We start from the raw sequence: 18,222 nt of genomic DNA, 5'->3' as shown, positions 1-18,222 counted from the left end.
GGCAGTTAGCGACGGCCCCGGCCGCGTTCCTAGAATTGCGGGGTGACCGCCAGCCCCCCGTCCTCCGCCGAAGCCCTGCCCAAGTCCTGGGATCCGGGCGCGGTGGAGAGCGATCTCTACGAGGGTTGGGTCAAGGCCGGCTACTTCACCGCCGACGCCACCAGCGGCAAGCCCGGCTATTCGATCGTGCTGCCGCCGCCGAACGTCACCGGCAACCTGCACATGGGTCACGCGCTGGACCACACGCTGATGGATGCGCTGACCCGCCGCAAGCGCATGCAGGGCTACGAGGTGCTGTGGCTGCCCGGCATGGACCACGCGGGGATCGCGACGCAGTCGGTGGTCGAGAAGCAACTCGCCGTCGACGGCAAGACCAAAGAGGACTTCGGCCGGGACCTGTTCATCGACAAGGTCTGGGACTGGAAGCGCGAATCCGGCGGCACCATCGGCGCGCAGATGCGCCGCCTCGGCGACGGCGTGGACTGGAGCCGCGACCGGTTCACCATGGACGAGGGCCTGTCCCGCGCGGTGCGCACGATCTTCAAGCGGCTCTTCGACGCCGGGCTCATCTATCAGGCCGAGCGCCTGGTCAACTGGTCGCCGGTGCTCGAGACCGCGATCTCGGACCTCGAGGTCAAATACGAAGACATCGAAGGCGAACTGGTGTCGTTCCGGTACGGCTCGCTCGACGACAACGAACCGCACATCGTGGTCGCCACCACTCGCGTCGAGACGATGCTGGGCGATACCGCGATCGCCGTGCACCCCGACGACGACCGCTACCGCGACCTGGTCGGCAAAACGTTGCCGCATCCGTTCATCGACCGCGAAATCGTCATCGTCGCCGACGCGCACGTCGACCCCGAATTCGGTACGGGTGCGGTCAAGGTGACGCCCGCGCATGACCCGAACGACTTCGAGATCGGCCTTCGTCATCAGCTGCCGATGCCGTCGATCATGGACACCAAGGGCCGAATCACCGGCACGGGAACCGAATTCGATGGTCAGGACCGCTTCGAAGCCCGGGTCAAGGTGCGCGAGGCGCTGGCCGAGCAGGGCCGCATCGTCGCCGAGAAGCGGCCGTACGTACACAGCGTCGGACACTCCGAGCGCAGCGGCGAACCGATCGAACCGCGCCTGTCTCTGCAGTGGTGGGTCAAGGTCGAGGCGTTGGCCAAGGCTGCCGGCGACGCGGTTCGCAACGGCGACACCGTGATTCACCCGCCGAGCCTCGAACCGCGGTGGTTCGCGTGGGTGGACAACATGCACGACTGGTGCATCTCCCGGCAGTTGTGGTGGGGCCACCGCATCCCGATCTGGCACGGCCCCGACGGCGAGACGGTCTGCGTCGGCCCCGACGAGACACCGCCCGAGGGCTGGGAGCAGGACCCCGACGTACTCGACACCTGGTTCAGTTCGGCGTTGTGGCCCTTCTCCACCATGGGCTGGCCCGACCACACGAAAGACCTCGCCAAGTTCTATCCGACCACCGTGCTGGTCACCGGCTACGACATCCTGTTCTTCTGGGTGGCGCGGATGATGATGTTCGGCACGTTCGTCGCCGACGACCCCGCGATCACCCTCGACGGTCAGCGCGGGCCGCAGGTGCCGTTCCAGAACGTCTTCCTGCACGGGCTGATTCGCGACGAGCACGGCCGCAAGATGAGCAAGTCGCGCGGTAACGGGATCGACCCGCTGGACTGGGTGGAGATCTTCGGGGCCGACGCGCTGCGGTTCACGCTTGCGCGCGGTGCGAGCCCCGGCGGCGACCTGTCCATCGGCGAGGACCACGCCCGCGCGTCCCGCAACTTCGCCACGAAGCTGTTCAACGCCACCCGCTTCGCGCTCATGAACGGCGCAGCACCCGCCCCGTTGCCCGAGGCCGCCGAACTGACCGATGCCGACCGGTGGATCCTGGGCCGCATGGAACAGGTTCGCGCCGAGGTGGATTCGGCGTTCGACGCCTATGAGTTCAGCCGGGCGTGCGAGTCGCTGTACCACTTCGCATGGGACGAGTTCTGCGACTGGTACGTCGAGCTGGCCAAGGTGCAGTTGGCCGACGGCATCGACCACACGACAGCGGTGCTCGCAGCGGTGCTCGACACGCTGCTCAAACTGTTGCATCCGGTGATGCCGTTCGTCACCGAGGTGCTGTGGAAGACCCTGACCGGCGGGGAGTCGCTGGTCATCGCCGACTGGCCGGCGGCGTCGGGCTTCGAGCTCGATCCGATTGCCGCGCAACGCGTCGCGGACATGCAGAAGCTGATCACCGAGGTGCGCCGCTTCCGCAGCGACCAGGGGCTCAACGACCGGCAGAAGGTCCCGGCCCGGCTGTCGGACATCGCCGGTGCGGACTTGCAGGCGCAGGTGCCCGCGGTGCGGTCACTGGCCTGGCTGACCACCGACGGCGAGGGCTTCGCCCCGACCGCGGCGATCGAGGTGCGGCTGTCGCGCGGCACCGTGACCGTTGAGGTCGACACCTCGGGCACCGTGGATGTGGCCGCCGAACGGCGTCGCCTGGAAAAGGACCTGGCGGCGGCGCAGAAGGAACTGGCCAGCACCACAGGCAAACTCGGGAACGAGGCGTTCCTGGCGAAGGCGCCCGCGGAGGTGGTCGACAAGATCCGCGGACGCCAGCAGGTCGCCCAAGAGGAGGTCGACCGCATCACCGCAAGGTTGGCCGCGCTCCGATGACCGAGCCGGACGACCGGCCACCTCCGGAACCCGAGCCGTCACCGGACGAGATCGCGGCGCTCCTGCAGGTCGAGCATCTGCTCGACCAGCGTTGGCCCGAAACGAAACTCGAACCCAGCACGACTCGCATCTCGGCGTTGCTCGAACTCCTCGGCTCACCGCAGCGCGGATATCCGTCGATCCACATCGCGGGCACCAACGGCAAGACGTCCGTCGCGCGGATGGTCGACGCGTTGTTGACGGCGTTGCACCGCCGCACCGGCCGCACCACCAGCCCGCACCTGCAGTCGGCCGTCGAGCGCATCTCCATCGATGGCAAGCCGATCAGTCCCGCGGCCTACGTCGACACCTATCGCGAGATCGAGCCGTTCGTGCAACTGGTCGATCAGCAGTCAGAGGCCGCTGGCGCCCCCCGCCTCAGCAAGTTCGAGGTGGTGACGGCGATGGCGTTCGCCGCGTTCGCCGACGCGCCGATCGACGTGGCCGTCGTCGAGGTCGGCCTCGGCGGGCGCTGGGACGCCACCAACGTCGTCAACGCCCCCGTCGCGGTGATCACCCCTATCGGGGTGGACCACGCCGAGTACCTGGGCGACACGCTCGCCGAGATCGCCGCGGAGAAGGCCGGAATCATCGGCAAACAGGAAGAGGAGATAGTTCCGGCAGGAACAGATATCAGCACCGTCGCGATCATCGCCAGGCAAGCCCCGGAAGCGATGGAAGCGCTGCTGGCGCAGACGGTGCGCGCCGACGCGGCCGTCGCCCGGGAGGACTCTGAGTTCGCGGTGCTCGGCAGGCAGGTCGCGGTCGGTGGGCAGCTGCTGGAGCTACAGGGGCTGGGCGGGCTCTACTCCGACATCTTCCTGCCGCTGCACGGCGAACACCAGGCGCACAACGCCGCTCTGGCGCTCGCGGCCGTCGAGGCGTTCTTCGGTGCCGGCGCGCAGCGCCAGCTCGACATCGATGCCGTGCGCGCGGGTTTCGCCGCGGTGACGAGCCCGGGCCGGCTGGAGAGAATGCGCAGTGCGCCAACGGTTTTCATCGACGCCGCGCACAACCCCGCGGGCGCCGCGGCGCTGGCGCAGGCGTTGACGGAGGAGTTCGACTTCCGGTTCCTGGTCGGCGTCGTTTCGGTGATGGGCGACAAGGACGTCGACGGCATCCTGGCCGCACTGGAACCGGTGTTCGACCAGATCGTCGTCACCCACAACGGCTCACCGCGCGCGCTCGACGTCGAGGGGCTGGCGCTGCTCGCCGAGCAGAGGTTCGGGCCCGAACGCGTGGTCACGGCCGCTACGCTGCCCGACGCGATCGAGACCGCCACCGCGATCGTCGAGGAATCGGCCATCGAAGGCGAACTGCTCGGCGGCGCCGGCATCGTGATCACCGGCTCCGTCGTCACCGCCGGAGCGGCGCGCACGCTGTTCGGAAAGTATCCGCAATGACCGCGCCTGCGCAGCAGCCGGACCCGTGGAAGAGCTTCCGCGGGGTCATGGCCGGCACGCTCATCCTCGAGGCCATCGTCGTGCTGCTGGCGCTGCCGGTGGTGGCGAACCTCGGCGGTGGTCTGACCACGGCCACCGGCGGCTTTCTGATCGGCATGGCGGTGGTCCTGGTACTCCTGGCCGGGGTGCAGGGCAGATCGTGGGCGATCTGGGTGAACGTCGGCATCCAGCTGGTCCTGATCGCCGGTGTCGTCCTCGACGGTGCGATCGCGTTCGTCGGCGTGATCTTCCTGGTCGTATGGCTGCTCATCGCCCGGCTGCGCGCCGAGGTCCTTCGCAGGCAGAAGCGGGGACTTCTGCCTGGTCAGCAGCGTCCGCCGGAGTAGTCGAGCGCGGCGGCTATTCTGTGCGCCGTGACTGAGCCGATTGAACGCACCCTCGTGTTGGTCAAGCCCGACGGCGTCAAGCGGCGTCTAGTCGGCGAGATCCTGGCCCGGATCGAACGCAAAGGCCTGACCTTCGCGGCCCTGGAACTGGTGACCGTCAGCGACGAGCTGGCGCGCAAGCACTACGCGGAGCACGACGGCAAGCCGTTCTTCGACTCCCTGCTCGCGTTCATCACCTCCGGCCCCGTCGTGGCGGCGATCGTGGAGGGGCCCCGGGCCATCGCCGCGTTCCGCCAGATCGCCGGCGGAACCGATCCCGTGGAGAAGGCGACACCGGGCACCATCCGCGGTGACCTGGCCCTGATCACCCAGGACAACCTGGTTCACGGCTCGGATTCGCCGGAGTCCGCCGCTCGCGAGATCGATCTCTGGTTCCCCAGCAAGTAGCCGGTTTCTGCACCCGTCTCGCCCAGCCTGGTCAGGCGGGGCGTCGTGATGTGGGATACTCGACTCGGGTTGCCGGCCGCCAAACCGGGGTCGGAAGCCCGAATGAAGACTTAGACGTGCGCGACCATCGCCACGAGTGATGCGGCGCCGACCGTCCAGCCATCATTCAGACCGGCACCGGGATGGTCCCCTGTGGACCGCTCGGAGCGAGACCACAACAAGCTCGGGCGAAAGTTACCCGGGTCCATAGCGGAAGCCCTCGCGTGGCCGCGTCAGCAACGACGCGCCCGGGGGCTTAAGGAGACTACGTGGCCGAAGATGCCCCAACCGAAGACCTTTCTGAAGACACGCGAGAAGCGCAGGACTCTCAGCCGGAGACGTTGAGGGTCGATTCGCTTGCCCAGGTGCTCGGCACCACCAGCGAGCGGGTCCTCGAGGCGCTGACCGAACTCGACGGTCGACCCCGCACCGCCGAGTCCACCGTCGAGGAGGACGAGGCGCAGCGGGTACGCGAAGCGCTCGCCGACGGTGCCGGTGCGCCGCAGACGCCCGAACCCTCGGCGCAGGCGCCCGAACCGGCGGACGACTCCGCGACCGAGGACGGTGACGAGCCGGAGGCCCGGCTGATACTGGAGACCCCCGCGGAGGAGACCCCGCAGCGCGCCGAGTACATGCCGCTGTTCGTGGCGCCGCAGCCCGTCAAGTTCGAATACGACACCGGCGACGACGATGACGACGACGACGATGACGACGACGAGGGGCCCGACAGCGAGGACGACCAGTCCGAGCGGCCTTCCGGTCGCCGTCGCCGCCGCGGCCGGCGTGGACGGGGCCGCGGACGCGGCGAGCAGAACGGTGACGAGGGCGACTCCGACGGGGACACCAACCAGAACGGCTCCTCGGGCGCGGACCAGGACGGCGACGACTCGGACGACTCCGACGACGACAACGGCGACGACGAGAACACCGGCTCCGAGGGCGCGACCCGCCGTCGGCGCCGCCGCCGTCGCCGCAAGTCCGGCTCCGGAGACGACGGCGACGCCACCTCGCCCGACGACCCGCCCAACACCGTCGTCCATGAACGCGAACCACGGAAATCCCCCCGGGGCGACAAGTCGTCCTCGAGCGGTGACGGCGAGATCCAGGGCATCAGTGGCTCCACCCGCCTGGAGGCGAAGCGGCAACGCAGGCGCGACGGCCGCGACGCGGGCAGGCGCCGGCCCCCGATCCTGAGCGAGGCCGAATTCCTGGCCAGGCGCGAAGCCGTCGAGCGGATGATGGTCGTCCGCGACAAGGTCCGCACCGAACCACCCCACGAGGGCGCCCGCTATACGCAGATCGCCGTGCTCGAGGACGGCGTGGTCGTGGAGCACTTCGTGACGTCGGCGGCGTCGGCGTCCCTGGTCGGCAACATCTACCTCGGCATCGTGCAGAACGTGCTGCCGTCGATGGAGGCGGCCTTCGTCGACATCGGCCGCGGACGCAACGGTGTGCTCTACGCCGGCGAGGTGAACTGGGAAGCCGCCGGACTCGGCGGTGCGAACCGCAAGATCGAGCAGGCCCTCAAGCCGGGCGACTACGTCGTCGTCCAGGTCAGCAAGGACCCCGTCGGGCACAAGGGCGCCCGACTGACCACCCAGGTCTCGCTGGCGGGCCGCTACCTGGTCTACGTGCCGGGCGCCTCGTCGACCGGGATCAGCCGCAAGCTGCCCGACACCGAACGCCAGCGGCTCAAGGAGATCCTGCGCGAGGTCGTGCCGCCCGACGCGGGCGTGATCATCCGGACCGCTTCCGAGGGCGTCAAGGAAGAAGACATCCGCACCGACGTCGAGCGCCTCGCCAAGCGGTGGAGCGAGATCGAGGCAAAGGCCGCCGAGATCACCGAGAAGAAGGCCGGTGCGGCCGTCGCGCTCTACGAAGAGCCCGACGTGCTGGTCAAGGTGATTCGCGACCTGTTCAACGAGGACTTCACCGGGCTCACGGTCTCCGGCGAAGACGCCTGGAACACCATCACTGAATACGTGAATTCGGTTGCGCCGGAACTTCTTCCACGCTTGACGAAGTACGAGCCCGTGTCGGATGACGGCCCGGACGTGTTCGCGGTGCACCGCATCGACGAGCAGCTGACCAAGGCGATGGACCGCAAGGTGTGGCTGCCGTCGGGCGGCACTCTCGTGATCGACCGCACCGAAGCCATGACCGTCATCGACGTCAACACCGGCAAGTTCACCGGCTCGGGCGGCAACCTCGAGCAGACCGTCACGCGCAACAACCTCGAGGCGGCCGAGGAGATCGTGCGCCAACTGCGGCTGCGCGACATCGGCGGCATCGTGGTGATCGACTTCATCGACATGGTGCTCGAGTCCAACCGCGACCTGGTGCTGCGCCGGCTGACCGAGGCGTTGGCCCGCGACCGGACCCGCCACCAGGTCTCCGAAGTGACCTCGCTGGGATTGGTGCAGTTGACGCGCAAGCGGCTCGGCACCGGTCTGGTGGAGGCCTTCTCGACGGCGTGCACACACTGCGCCGGGCGGGGAATCGTGCTGCACGGCGATCCGGTGGACTCGACGTCGAGCAGCGGGCGCAAATCGGACGGCGGCGGCGGGCGGCGCGGTAAGCGCGGCAAACGCGGCGGCAAGTCCGACGACGTCGCCGTGGCCAAGGTCCCGCCGCATCCCGCCGGCGAGCATCCGATGTTCAAGGCGATGGCGGCCGCCAACGGCCGGCACGAAGGCGACGACGAGGACGACACCGACGAGACCCGCGAGCAGAAGCCCGAGGAGGTCGCCGAGACCGATGCGGAAGCTATTTCGGGAGCCATCCGCACCGCGGTGATCGAGTCCGGCGAGGACGACATCGAGGACCTCGAGGACGAGGACTTCGATTCCGACGACGAGGACGATTCCGACGACGAGGACGACTCCGACGAGGACGAGATCGACCTGGACTCCGACGACGACGAGGACGACATCGACGACGACATCGAGGTCATCGGCGCCGAGGACTCCGAGGACTCCGACGACGACTCTGAGGACGATTCCGAGGACGAGGACTCCGACGAGGACTCCGACGATCCCGGATACGACGCCCGCGGGGTTGCGCCGGCAGCGACCGCCTCGGGAGGGCGGCACCGGCGCCGCGCGGCCGCCCGGCCTGCGGGGCCACCGAGCCATGACGGCTGACCTGCTGGTCGGGCGCCGACGAGCCGTGACCTGCGGTGATTTGACCCTCATGCGGCGGCTCAAGTAGCCTTGAGCAGTTGTCGCCAGGCTTTGGACCAAGTGGAGTCGGCGACACTCCGAGATCCGGAAACCCAGACCAGCGCAGCGGCAAGTCGCGCGCGCCCAGTGAACGACGTAGGAGTAGCAAGGCGATGGCAGCCGAAAAGGTCACGTACGCAATCGTCAAGACCGGCGGCAAGCAGTACAAGGTCGCGGTCGGCGACGTGGTGAAGGTCGAGAAGCTCGATTCCGAGCCCGGCGCCAGCGTCTCGTTGCCCGTGGCCCTCGTCGTCGACGGTTCGAAGGTGACCTCCGACGCCAAGTCGCTGGAGAAGGTCGCCGTCACCGGCGAGATCCTGGAGCACACCAAGGGCCCCAAGATCCGCATCCACAAGTTCAAGAACAAGACCGGCTACCACAAGCGGCAGGGTCATCGTCAGCAGCTGACCGTCCTCAAGGTCACCGGGATCAAGTAGAGGAACCACAGACATGGCACACAAGAAGGGCGCTTCCAGCTCGCGCAACGGTCGCGATTCAGCCGCACAGCGGCTCGGCGTCAAGCGGTTCGGCGGCCAGATCGTCAAGGCCGGCGAGATCCTGGTCCGCCAGCGCGGCACTCACTTCCATCCCGGTGTCAACGTCGGCCGTGGTGGCGACGACACCCTGTTCGCCACGGCCCCCGGCGCCGTCGAGTTCGGCACCAAGCGCGGCCGCAAGACCGTCAGCGTCGTGCGACCGGCGCCGCAGGAGGCCTGACTTCCTGCCGCGAATGTGATGCTGCTGCGACTTCCCGGCTGAAGCTGGCAGTAGCTCACATCGTCACGGAAAGGAAGGTCCGATGCCTCGCTTCGTCGACCGCGTGGTGATTCACGCGCGGGCCGGCAACGGCGGAAACGGCTGCGCGTCGGTCCATCGCGAGAAATTCAAGCCCCTCGGCGGCCCTGACGGCGGTAACGGCGGGCGCGGCGGCAGCGTGGTCCTGGTCGTCGACCCGCAGGTCCACACGCTGCTCGACTTCCACTTCCACCCGCACGTCGTCGCACCGTCCGGAAAACAGGGCGCGGGCGGCAACCGGGACGGCGCCGCGGGCGCGGATCTCGAGGTGAAGGTTCCCGACGGCACCGTCGTGCTCGACGAGGATGGCCACCTGCTCGCCGACCTCGTCGGAGCCGGCACCCGCTTCGAAGCGGCCGCCGGCGGCCGCGGCGGCCTGGGCAACGCGGCGCTGGCGTCGCGCGCCCGCAAGGCGCCGGGCTTCGCGCTGCTCGGCGAGAAGGGCCAGGTCCGCGACCTGACTCTGGAACTCAAGACCGTCGCCGACGTCGGCCTCGTCGGGTTCCCGTCCGCGGGCAAGTCCTCTCTAGTCTCGGTGATCTCGGCGGCCAAACCGAAGATCGCCGACTATCCGTTCACGACGCTGGCGCCCAACCTCGGCGTGGTGTCCGCGGGTGGGAACACCTTCACCGTCGCCGATGTGCCCGGCCTGATCCCCGGCGCGTCGCAGGGCCGCGGGCTTGGGCTGGACTTCCTGCGCCACATCGAACGCTGCGCCGTGCTGGTGCACGTCGTCGACTGCGCGACGATGGAACCCGGGCGCGACCCCGTCTCCGACATCGACGCGCTGGAAGCCGAACTTGCCGCGTACACCCCCACACTGCAGGGTGACTCGACGCTGGGTGACCTCGCCGAACGTCCGCGTGCGGTGGTGCTCAACAAGATCGACGTGCCCGACGCACGCGAACTCGCCGACTTCGTCCGCGAGGAGGTGGTCCGCCGGTACGGCTGGCCGGTCTTCGAAGTGTCGACCGTGACCCGGGAAGGGTTGCGCCAGTTGACGTTCGCGCTGTGGGAGATGGTGTCGGCCTATCGCGAAGCGCAACCTCCGGTGGTGCCGCGACGGCCCGTCATCCGGCCCATCCCCGTCGACGAGACCGGTTTCACCGTCGAACCGGACGGTCACGGCGGCTTCGTTGTGCACGGCATCCGGCCCGAACGATGGGTCGCCCAAACCGATTTCGACAACGACGAGGCGGTTGGCTACCTCGGCGACCGATTGGCTCGCTTGGGCGTCGAGGACGAGCTGTTGAAGCTGGGCGCGCGGCCCGGCTGCGCGGTCACCATCGGCGAAGTCACGTTCGACTGGGAGCCGCAGACGCCTGCCGGGGTCGATGTGCCGATGTCGGGCCGCGGCACCGACCAACGCCTGGAACAGACCGAACGCGTAGGGGCCGCCGAACGCAAGGCCGCCCGGCGGGAACGGCGGCGCCCCGGCGGTGAGTCGTGACGGCCTCGCCGCGCGCCGCCGAGTCCCCACACCGCGACGCGATCCGCACCGCGCGCAGCGTCGTCGTCAAGATCGGCACCACCGCGCTGACCACACCGTCCGGGGTATTCGACGCCAGTAGGCTCGCGGTGCTGGTCGAGGCCATCGAGGGACGGATGCGGGCCGGTTCCGACGTGGTCATCGTCTCGTCGGGTGCGATCGCGGCGGGCATCGAACCGCTGCGGCTGAACAGACGCCCCACCGACCTCGCCACCAAACAGGCCGCCGCCAGCGTCGGGCAGGTGGCGCTGGTCAACGCGTGGAGCGCGGCGTTCGCGAACTACGACCGCACCGTCGGCCAGGTGCTGTTGACCGCGCACGACATCTCGATGCGGGTTCAGCACACCAACGCCCAGCGCACGCTCGACCGCCTGCGGGCGCTGCACGCGGTCGCGATCGTCAACGAGAACGACACCGTGGCCACCAACGAGATCCGGTTCGGCGACAACGACCGGCTCTCGGCGCTGGTCGCTCACCTGGTCGGCGCCGACGCCCTGATCCTGCTGTCCGACATCGACGGGCTCTACGACTCGGACCCGCGAAAAGGTAACGCGCGCTTCATCTCCGAGGTCGCGGGGCCCGACGACCTCGACGGCGTGGTCGCCGGTAGGGGAAGCCATCTGGGCACCGGCGGGATGGCGTCGAAGCTGTCGTCGGCACTGCTGGCGTCCGACGCCGGGGTGCCGGTGTTGTTGGCCGGGGCCTCCGAGGCGCCGACTGCGTTGTCCGATGCCTCGGTCGGAACCGTGTTCGCGCCGCGGCCCGAGCGGATGTCGGCGCGCCGTTTCTGGGTGCGCTACGCCGCCGAGGCCGCAGGGGCGCTGACGCTGGACGACGGCGCGGTGCGCGCGGTGGTCAAGCAGCGGCGCTCGCTGCTGCCCGCCGGGATCACCGCGGTGTCGGGACGGTTCTACGGCGGCGACGTCGTCGAGTTGCGGGCGCAGGACGGCACGATGGTCGCGCGTGGCGTGGTCGCGTACGACCGCGGTGAACTGGCGACGATGCTGGGCCGCTCGACGTCGGACCTGTCGCCGGAGCTGCGACGCCCCGCGGTGCACGCCGACGACCTCGTCGCCGTCTGATCCTCACGCCGAGGTCGCGACCGCGGGCAGTTCGTCGGCCAGCAGCGCCAGCATGGGTGAGCATCCGTTGTCGACCTTGACCGTCGCCAACGCGTCACCGCGGGTCGGCCCCCGGTTGACGATCGCGACCGGCATGCCCGCCGCGGCGGCGTGGCGCACGAACCGATAGCCCGAGTACACCGTCAGCGACGACCCGGCGACCAGCAGGGCGTCGGCCGCGTCGACCACCGAATACGCCTCGGCCACACGTTCTTTCGGCACGCTCTCACCGAAGTAGACGATGTCGGGTTTGAGCATGCCGCCGCAGCGGGGGCAGTCGACGACGCGGAAGGAGCTGGTTTCGCCGACGACGGCGTCGGCGTCCGGTGCGACCGCGATACCGCCGACGGACTCCGCGACTCGCTGCGCGAAGCCCTGGTTGGCCTCCTCGAGCAGATCGGCCAGGGCGGCTCGGCTCATCGTCTGGGCACAGTCCAAGCAGACCACCTGCGCATAAGTGCCGTGCAGGTTGACGACGTTGTCGCTGCCCGCCTTGGTGTGCAGCAGATCGACGTTCTGGGTGATGAGCCCCGACACCACGCCCGCCGCCTCGAGCGCGGCCAGGGCACGGTGGCCGGCGTTGGGCAGCGTGGCGTCCATATGGCGCCAGCCGAGGTGGTTGCGCGCCCAGTAGCGCTGCCGGAATACCCGGTCGGAGGTGAACTGGCGGATCGTCATCGGGTTGCTCGGCGGGGAGTCCGGCCCGCGGTAGTCCGGGATCCCGGAGTCGGTGGACATGCCCGCGCCGGTGAGCACGGCGATGCGCCGGCCGCGCAGCAGGGCGACGAGTTCGGGTGCCTCCACCAGATCGAGGGTAGGCGCTAGTTCGCCAGGGCCTGCGGCGACAGTTCCTTGAGCATCGCGTTCGCCCACCGCATCTGCCGGAGGGCCTGCGGATGGCACCGCTGGGTCAACTCGAGCAGCCGCTCGTCCTTGGCCGCCTGCGCGCCCTGGGCCAGCAGTTCCCAGTCCAGCGATACGCCGGCCGCCAGCCGGTGCAGCCGCCGCAGATCCGCCAACAACAGCAGGGCGGGTTCGGGCCGTCGGCCCAGCCGGTCGCTGACCCACTGCTGGGCCACCTCGGTGACGGCCTTGGTCCGCGGATGTGCGCGCAACCGGACGCCGTAGCGGGGCCCGATCTGTGCGATCAGGTCGACGTGTTCGCGCGACCAGACGGTGAGGTCCATCGCGACGTGATAGATGCCGTGGTCGTTGTGGTGGCGCGCGGCGATCGCGTCGAGCGAGCGGGCCAGCCGCAGTTCGGAGCGGTGCAGTTCGCGCAACGCCAGGCCGAGTTTCATCGTGACTCCGCTCCGGTCGGCACGACGGCCAGCCTGGCCGCCGCGGTCTTGAAGATCGGTTGCTTGGACACCGGGTCCCAGTCGGTCATGGTGAGCTCGTTGGCGGCCCGGTCGTGCTGGCCGTCGTCGGCGTCCCAGTAGCCGTAGTGGAACGGCAGGAACAGCACCCCCGCGCGGATTCCGGTGATGCGCGCCTTGGCGCGGACGCGGCCGCGCGGTGTTTCGACCTCGACCAACTCGCCGTCGCGGATACCGAGGCGGCGCGCGTCGGACTCGGCCAACTCGACCCACACCTCGGGAGCCGCCGCGGCGAGTTCGGGAACGCGTCCGGTCTTGGTCCTGGTGTGAAACTGGTACACCGTGCGCCCGGTGATCAGCGCGAATGGGTAGTCGTCGCTCGGAATCTCATGCGCAGGCAGGTATTCGGCCGCCTTGATGATCGCCTTGCCGTCCGGGTTCATCGCTCGGTACTCGGTCGGCTCCAGCGGTGCGCCGGTGATGAGGTCCTTGCCGTACGCCTCGCAGTAGTCGGGCGCCGCCCAGAATTTTCCGTCGGCGTAGAGACGTTCGGTGCCGTCGGGATTCTCGGCGTTACACGGCCATTGGATTCCGCTGCCGCCGCGCAACCTGTCGTAACTCAGACCCGTGTAGTCGCACGGCCGCCCGGCGCTGCAGCGCTGCCATGCGGCGAACGCGGACTCCGGATCGGTCCACGACGGTAAAGGATCGCCCTCGCGGTCACGGAAATCCATGCGGCGCGCGTAGTCGAGGAAGATGTCGAGATCGGGGCGGGCCTGACCGGGCGGATCGACGGCCTTCTCCGACAGGTGCACGGTGCGATCGGTGTTGGTGAACGTGCCGGTCTTTTCGCCCCATGCGGCGGCCGGTAGCACCACGTCGGCGAGTTCGGTTGTCTCCGTGGGGAAGATGTCCTGCACGACGACGAACAGTCGCTGCTTGCTCAGAATGCTGCGGATGCGGCGCAGCTCGGGCAGTGAGACCGCCGGATTCGTCGCGCTGATCCAGAGCAGACGCAGCGTGCCCTGCTCGGCGTAGCGGAACATCTGCATCGCGTGCGTGGGCGGCGCATAGTGCGGGATCTGCGTCATGTCGAGATTCCACAGCTGCGCCAATTCCTCGATGTGACTGTCGTTGGACCAGTTCCGGAAACCGGCAAGGTCGCCATCGGCGCCGCACTCGCGGGTGTTCTCGGCGGTCGGCTGACCGTTCATCTGCAGCACCCCACATCCCGGCTGGCCGAGCATGCCGCGCAGAATGTGCACGTTGTTGACCTGAACCGCGGCGGCCGTGGCCTGATGGGACTGGTAAAACCCTTGCAGCACCGTGGACAACAGTCGTTGCGCGGTGCCCAGCAACCGCGCCGCGGTACGAATGTCGTCGGCGGAGACGCCGCAGATCTCGGCGGCGCGCTCGGGCGGGAATTCGGCGACGCGCTTGCGCAGCTCGTCGAAACCCACGGCGTGCGCGTGGATGTAGTCATGGTCGATCCAGTCGTTGGCCACGATCTCGTGCAGGAGGGCGTTCATCAGCGCGACGTTGGTGCCGGGCAGCGGCGCCAGATGAACCGTCGCGTGCTTGGCCACGGGGGTCTTGCGCGGATCGACGCACACGATGGCCGGCGGGTTTGGCCCGGCCAGCCGGTCGAGCATCCGCATCCACAACACGGTCTGGGTCTCGGCGACGTTGTGGCCGTACAGCGCGATGACGTCGGCGTGATCGACGTCGGCGTAGGAACCGGGTTGCCCATCGCAGCCGAACGATTCCTTGAGCGCCTCCGCGGCCGTCGCGGTGCACAACCGGGTGTTGCCGTCGACGTGGTTGGTGCCGATCGCGCCGTGGGCAATCACACCGAGCGTGTAGTACTCCTCGAGGAACAGCTGCCCCGAGGTGTAGAAACCGAACGCCGAAGGGCCGTACCGGTCGAGCAGGCGCTTGCTGTGCCGAACCACCTGATCCATGGCGGTGTCCCAATCACATTCGGTCAGTTGGCCGTTGACGCGGATCATGGGTGTGGTGAGGCGATCGGGTGAGGCGTTGGCCTGCCACCCGTAGAAGTCCTTGGGGTCGAGTCGACCATGGTTCACCCGGTCGGCCTCGCGGCCCCGCACGCCGACGATCCGGCCGTCCTTCACCGCGATGTCCAGGCCGTCGCCGTTGGAGTGCAGGATGGCTGCCGACTGCACCCAGCGGTCAACCGATTCCGGCGTCACGCCGTCGGCCAGATGCATGTCCGGTCGCGCAGGCCACTGTCCGTCGCGCGGATACGGAGTCCGCGCGCCCCACGGTTCGGCTATCCGATTGGCGGGCACCCGGACGGCCTACCCGGTCAAAGCCGGGTGAAACCTCACTTCAAGCACTGGGCGGCGGGCGTGATCTCGGCGCTCATATTGCTTTTCATCATGGTCAGCGCGGCGTCGCTGAGTTCGGGGTCGATATGGGCGACGGCGTCCGGCGGGACGACGACGGGGAAGTGGCGGACATAGGCGTCGAGCGCCGTGTAGAGGATGCACTGCTCGGTGACCTGTCCGGTCAGGATGACCCGCTGAGGCTTCAACTGTCCCAGCAGATACGCGAGTGCCGTGGCGTAGAAGGCGCTGTGGCGCACCTTCGTCATCAGCCGGCAGCCCTTCTGCGGGACGATCGGCTCGACCAGGTCCGGCCGGTCGCCTTTCAGGGCCGACTGCACGATGTCGCTGAACTCCGCGGTGAAATCGCCGTAGTTGTCGTTGACGTAGATCAGATCCACATCGTCGCGTTCCCGGGCCTCGGCGACGAGCTTGGAGAGCGGATCGATGATCTCGGCGACGTTCGGCGCCAGCTTCTCGGCGTCGGGATGTTGGTAGGTGTTCATCATGTCGATGACCAGCACGGCGGTGTCACTCATGGGGACTTGCATACCCTGTTCGGTTTTCGGGCAACAATGAGGCATGGATTTCTACTCGGCGTATCGGCACGGGTTCGTCCGCGTCGCCGCTTGCACGCATCACACGGCGCTCGCGGATCCGCAGGCCAACGCCGAGTCGGTGCTGCGGCTGGCCCGCGCCTGCCACGACGACAGCGTCGCGCTCGCGGTGTTTCCGGAGCTGACGCTGTCGGGATACTCGATCGAGGACATCCTGATGCAGGACGCGCTGCTGGACGCGGTCGAGGATGCGGTGCTCGACATCGTCGTGGCCTCCGCCGACCTGATGCCGGTCCTGGTGATCGGTGCGCCGCTGCGCTATCGCCACCGGATCTACAACACCGCGGTCGTGATTCACCGCGGGCGGGTGCTCGGCGTGGCGCCGAAGTCGTATCTGCCGACCTATCGCGAGTTCTACGAGCGACGCCAGATGGCGCCCGGCGACGACATCCGCGGCGCCATCCGGATGGGGGACGCGGACGTGCCGTTCGGTCCGGATCTGTTGTTCACCGCGACCGACATGCCCGGTTTCGTGCTGCACGTCGAGATCTGCGAGGACATGTTCGTGCCCGTCCCGCCGAGCGCGCCGGCGGCGTTGGCCGGGGCTACCGTGCTGGCCAACCTGTCCGGAAGCCCGATCACCATCGGACGTTCCGAGGACCGCTGCCTGCTGGCGCGTTCCGCGTCGGCGCGGTGCCTGGCCGCCTACGTCTACGCCGCGGCGGGAGAGGGCGAGTCGACGACCGACCTCGCCTGGGACGGTCAGACGATGATCTGGGAGAACGGCGAATGCCTCGCGCAATCCGAGCGTTTCCCCAAAGGCGAGCGCCGATCCGTCGCCGATGTCGACCTGGAACTGCTGCGCTCCGAACGCATCCGGATGGGCACGTTCGACGACAACCGAAGGCACCACAGTGCGTCGACCGACACGTACCGCAGGGTCGAGTTCCAGCTCGATCCACCGTCCGGCGACGTCGGCCTGCTGCGCCACATCGAGCGGTTCCCGTTCGTCCCGTCGGATCCCGAACGGCTGGAACAGGATTGCTACGAGGCCTACAGCATCCAGGTGGCCGGGCTCGAACAGCGGTTGCGCGCGTTGGACTTTCCCAAGATCATCCTCGGCCTGTCGGGCGGCCTCGACTCGACGCACGCCTTGATCGTCGCCGCGCGCGCGATGGACCGCGAAGAGCGCCCGCGCAGCGACATACTCGCGTACACCATGCCCGGATTCGCCACGGGGGAGCGCACGAAGGGCAACGCCCAACGGTTGGCCGAGGCGCTCGGCGTGACGTTCGCCGAACTCGACATCAGCTCGACGGCGGAACTGATGCTCAAGAACATGGACCATCCGTTCGGCCGCGGGGAGAAGGTCTACGACGTCACGTTCGAGAACGTGCAGGCCGGACTGCGCACCGATTACCTGTTCCGGCTGGCCAACCAGCGCGGAGGAATCGTGCTGGGCACCGGCGACCTCTCCGAGCTCGCGCTGGGTTGGTCGACCTACGGTGTGGGCGATCAGATGTCGCACTACAACGTCAACGGCGGCGTTCCGAAGACGTTGATCCAGCACCTGATTCGCTGGGTCATCTCGTCGAAGCAGTTCGACGACAAGGTCAATGAGGTGCTGCAGTCGGTGCTCGACACCGAGATCTCGCCGGAGCTGGTGCCGGCGGGTGAGGACGAGGAGATCCAGAGCAGCGAGTCCAAGATCGGACCTTATGTGCTGCAGGATTTCTCGCTGTTCCAGGTGCTGCGCTTCGGGTTCCGGCCGTCGAAGGTGGCGTTCCTGGCGTGGCACGCCTGGAGCGATCCGCAACGCGGCGACTGGCCGACCGGATACCCCGAGGACAAGCGTCCGTCGTACTCGTTGAAGGAGATTCGGCACTGGCTGCAGGTGTTCGCGCAGCGGTACTACTCGTTCGCCCAGTTCAAGCGGTCGGCGGTGCCGAACGGGCCCAAGGTCTCACACGGCGGATCGCTTTCACCGCGCGGTGACTGGCGGGCGCCCTCGGACATGTCCGCCCGCACCTGGCTCGACGAGATCGAGCGCGAAATCCCCGAAGACTAGCGGCGCTGCTGGTCGGTGGCGCGGACAGTCCGCGATAAACAGTCGGGATCTCGTGGCGCGGTCAGGCGGCTTGGTCTCCTGGAGGTGATGGCCCGCCGGGCTCAGTTGTTCGGTCGGGTGTTGTCGCTTGGCCCGGTTCGGCTTCGGCGGCCGGGTCCTCGTCGGCCGGCGCCGCGGGGTCCTTGGCCGTGTCGTCATCCAGGGGTTTGTCGTCGGGTCGGAGGAGGCGTTCGGGGCGGTGGTAGTAGTTGGTTCGGGCTTGGCCGGTGTCGAGGTCGGGTGGGGGGAGCCATTCG

Annotated in this window: 14 protein-coding genes and 1 pseudogene; 10 read left to right on the top strand and 5 right to left on the bottom strand. The window is 68.4% G+C overall.

Annotated features, from left to right (window positions below; translation table 11 throughout):
* Positions 1-42 precede the first annotated feature (42 nt).
* The 9 genes from A5752_RS10770 (at position 43) to proB (ending at position 11,595) form a co-directional block, all read left to right on the top strand.
* The gene (locus A5752_RS10770) at positions 43-2,694 is read left to right on the top strand and encodes a valine--tRNA ligase (RefSeq protein ID WP_067085018.1); all 2,652 of its coding nucleotides are present in this window, start codon (positions 43-45) and stop codon (positions 2,692-2,694) included.
* Positions 2,691-4,136: a bifunctional tetrahydrofolate synthase/dihydrofolate synthase gene (gene folC, locus A5752_RS10765; protein ID WP_067085017.1), complete on the top strand. Its 1,446-nt coding sequence runs from the start codon at positions 2,691-2,693 to the stop codon at positions 4,134-4,136. The genes A5752_RS10770 and folC overlap by 4 nt, the downstream gene beginning before the upstream one ends.
* Positions 4,133-4,522: a DUF4233 domain-containing protein gene (locus tag A5752_RS10760; RefSeq protein ID WP_067085015.1), complete on the top strand. Its 390-nt coding sequence runs from the start codon at positions 4,133-4,135 to the stop codon at positions 4,520-4,522. Before folC ends, A5752_RS10760 begins: the two co-directional genes overlap by 4 nt.
* A 39-nt stretch (positions 4,523-4,561) precedes the next feature.
* Positions 4,562-4,969: a nucleoside-diphosphate kinase gene (gene ndk, locus A5752_RS10755; RefSeq protein ID WP_067085092.1), complete on the top strand. Its 408-nt coding sequence runs from the start codon at positions 4,562-4,564 to the stop codon at positions 4,967-4,969.
* Positions 4,970-5,277: 308 nt separating this feature from the next.
* The gene (gene rne / locus A5752_RS10750) at positions 5,278-8,151 is read left to right on the top strand and encodes a ribonuclease E (RefSeq protein WP_067085013.1); all 2,874 of its coding nucleotides are present in this window, start codon (positions 5,278-5,280) and stop codon (positions 8,149-8,151) included.
* Positions 8,152-8,342: 191 nt separating this feature from the next.
* On the top strand, positions 8,343-8,666 hold the full coding sequence (gene rplU, locus A5752_RS10745; RefSeq protein WP_066841644.1) for a 50S ribosomal protein L21: 324 nt from the start codon (positions 8,343-8,345) through the stop codon (positions 8,664-8,666).
* Positions 8,667-8,679: 13 nt separating this feature from the next.
* Positions 8,680-8,946, top strand: coding sequence for a 50S ribosomal protein L27 (gene rpmA / locus A5752_RS10740; RefSeq protein ID WP_067085011.1), 267 nt, complete (start codon positions 8,680-8,682; stop codon positions 8,944-8,946).
* 82 nt (positions 8,947-9,028) lie between these two features.
* Positions 9,029-10,474, top strand: coding sequence for a GTPase ObgE (obgE, locus tag A5752_RS10735; protein WP_067085010.1), 1,446 nt, complete (start codon positions 9,029-9,031; stop codon positions 10,472-10,474).
* Complete coding sequence (proB, locus tag A5752_RS10730; RefSeq protein WP_067085008.1) at positions 10,471-11,595, top strand: glutamate 5-kinase; 1,125 nt, start codon at positions 10,471-10,473, stop codon at positions 11,593-11,595. The genes obgE and proB overlap by 4 nt, the downstream gene beginning before the upstream one ends.
* A 3-nt stretch (positions 11,596-11,598) precedes the next feature.
* Here proB and A5752_RS10725 read toward each other — a convergent pair whose 3' ends face one another.
* Genes A5752_RS10725 through A5752_RS10710 form a run of 4 tightly spaced genes read right to left on the bottom strand, consistent with a single transcriptional unit; the run spans position 11,599 to position 15,840 of the window.
* Entirely contained in the window at positions 11,599-12,438 is an 840-nt protein-coding gene (locus A5752_RS10725; protein ID WP_067085006.1) for an NAD-dependent protein deacetylase, read from the bottom strand.
* Positions 12,439-12,455: 17 nt separating this feature from the next.
* Positions 12,456-12,935 carry a hypothetical protein gene (locus A5752_RS10720; protein ID WP_067085004.1) on the bottom strand — a complete coding sequence of 160 codons (480 nt, stop codon included), beginning with the start codon at positions 12,933-12,935 and terminating at the stop codon, positions 12,456-12,458.
* Positions 12,932-15,265: a molybdopterin oxidoreductase family protein gene (locus tag A5752_RS10715; RefSeq protein ID WP_067085002.1), complete on the bottom strand. Its 2,334-nt coding sequence runs from the start codon at positions 15,263-15,265 to the stop codon at positions 12,932-12,934. The genes A5752_RS10720 and A5752_RS10715 overlap by 4 nt, the downstream gene beginning before the upstream one ends.
* 35 nt (positions 15,266-15,300) lie before the next feature.
* Positions 15,301-15,840 carry a cysteine hydrolase family protein gene (locus A5752_RS10710; RefSeq protein ID WP_067085000.1) on the bottom strand — a complete coding sequence of 180 codons (540 nt, stop codon included), beginning with the start codon at positions 15,838-15,840 and terminating at the stop codon, positions 15,301-15,303.
* Positions 15,841-15,883: 43 nt separating this feature from the next.
* On the opposite strand from A5752_RS10710, the gene A5752_RS10705 reads away from it, so the two are divergent.
* On the top strand, positions 15,884-17,926 hold the full coding sequence (locus A5752_RS10705) for an NAD(+) synthase (RefSeq protein WP_067084998.1): 2,043 nt from the start codon (positions 15,884-15,886) through the stop codon (positions 17,924-17,926).
* 61 nt (positions 17,927-17,987) lie between these two features.
* Here the strand turns inward: A5752_RS10705 and A5752_RS27470 are convergent.
* Positions 17,988-18,222, bottom strand: a pseudogene (locus A5752_RS27470) (HNH endonuclease signature motif containing protein); the annotation flags it as partial.

The sequence above is a fragment of the Mycobacterium sp. 852002-51961_SCH5331710 genome, from assembly GCF_001665535.1.
Taxonomy (GTDB): Bacteria; Actinomycetota; Actinomycetes; order Mycobacteriales; family Mycobacteriaceae; genus Mycobacterium.
Note: the sequence above shows the minus strand (reverse complement) of the source record. Positions and strands in the feature narration are given on the sequence as shown.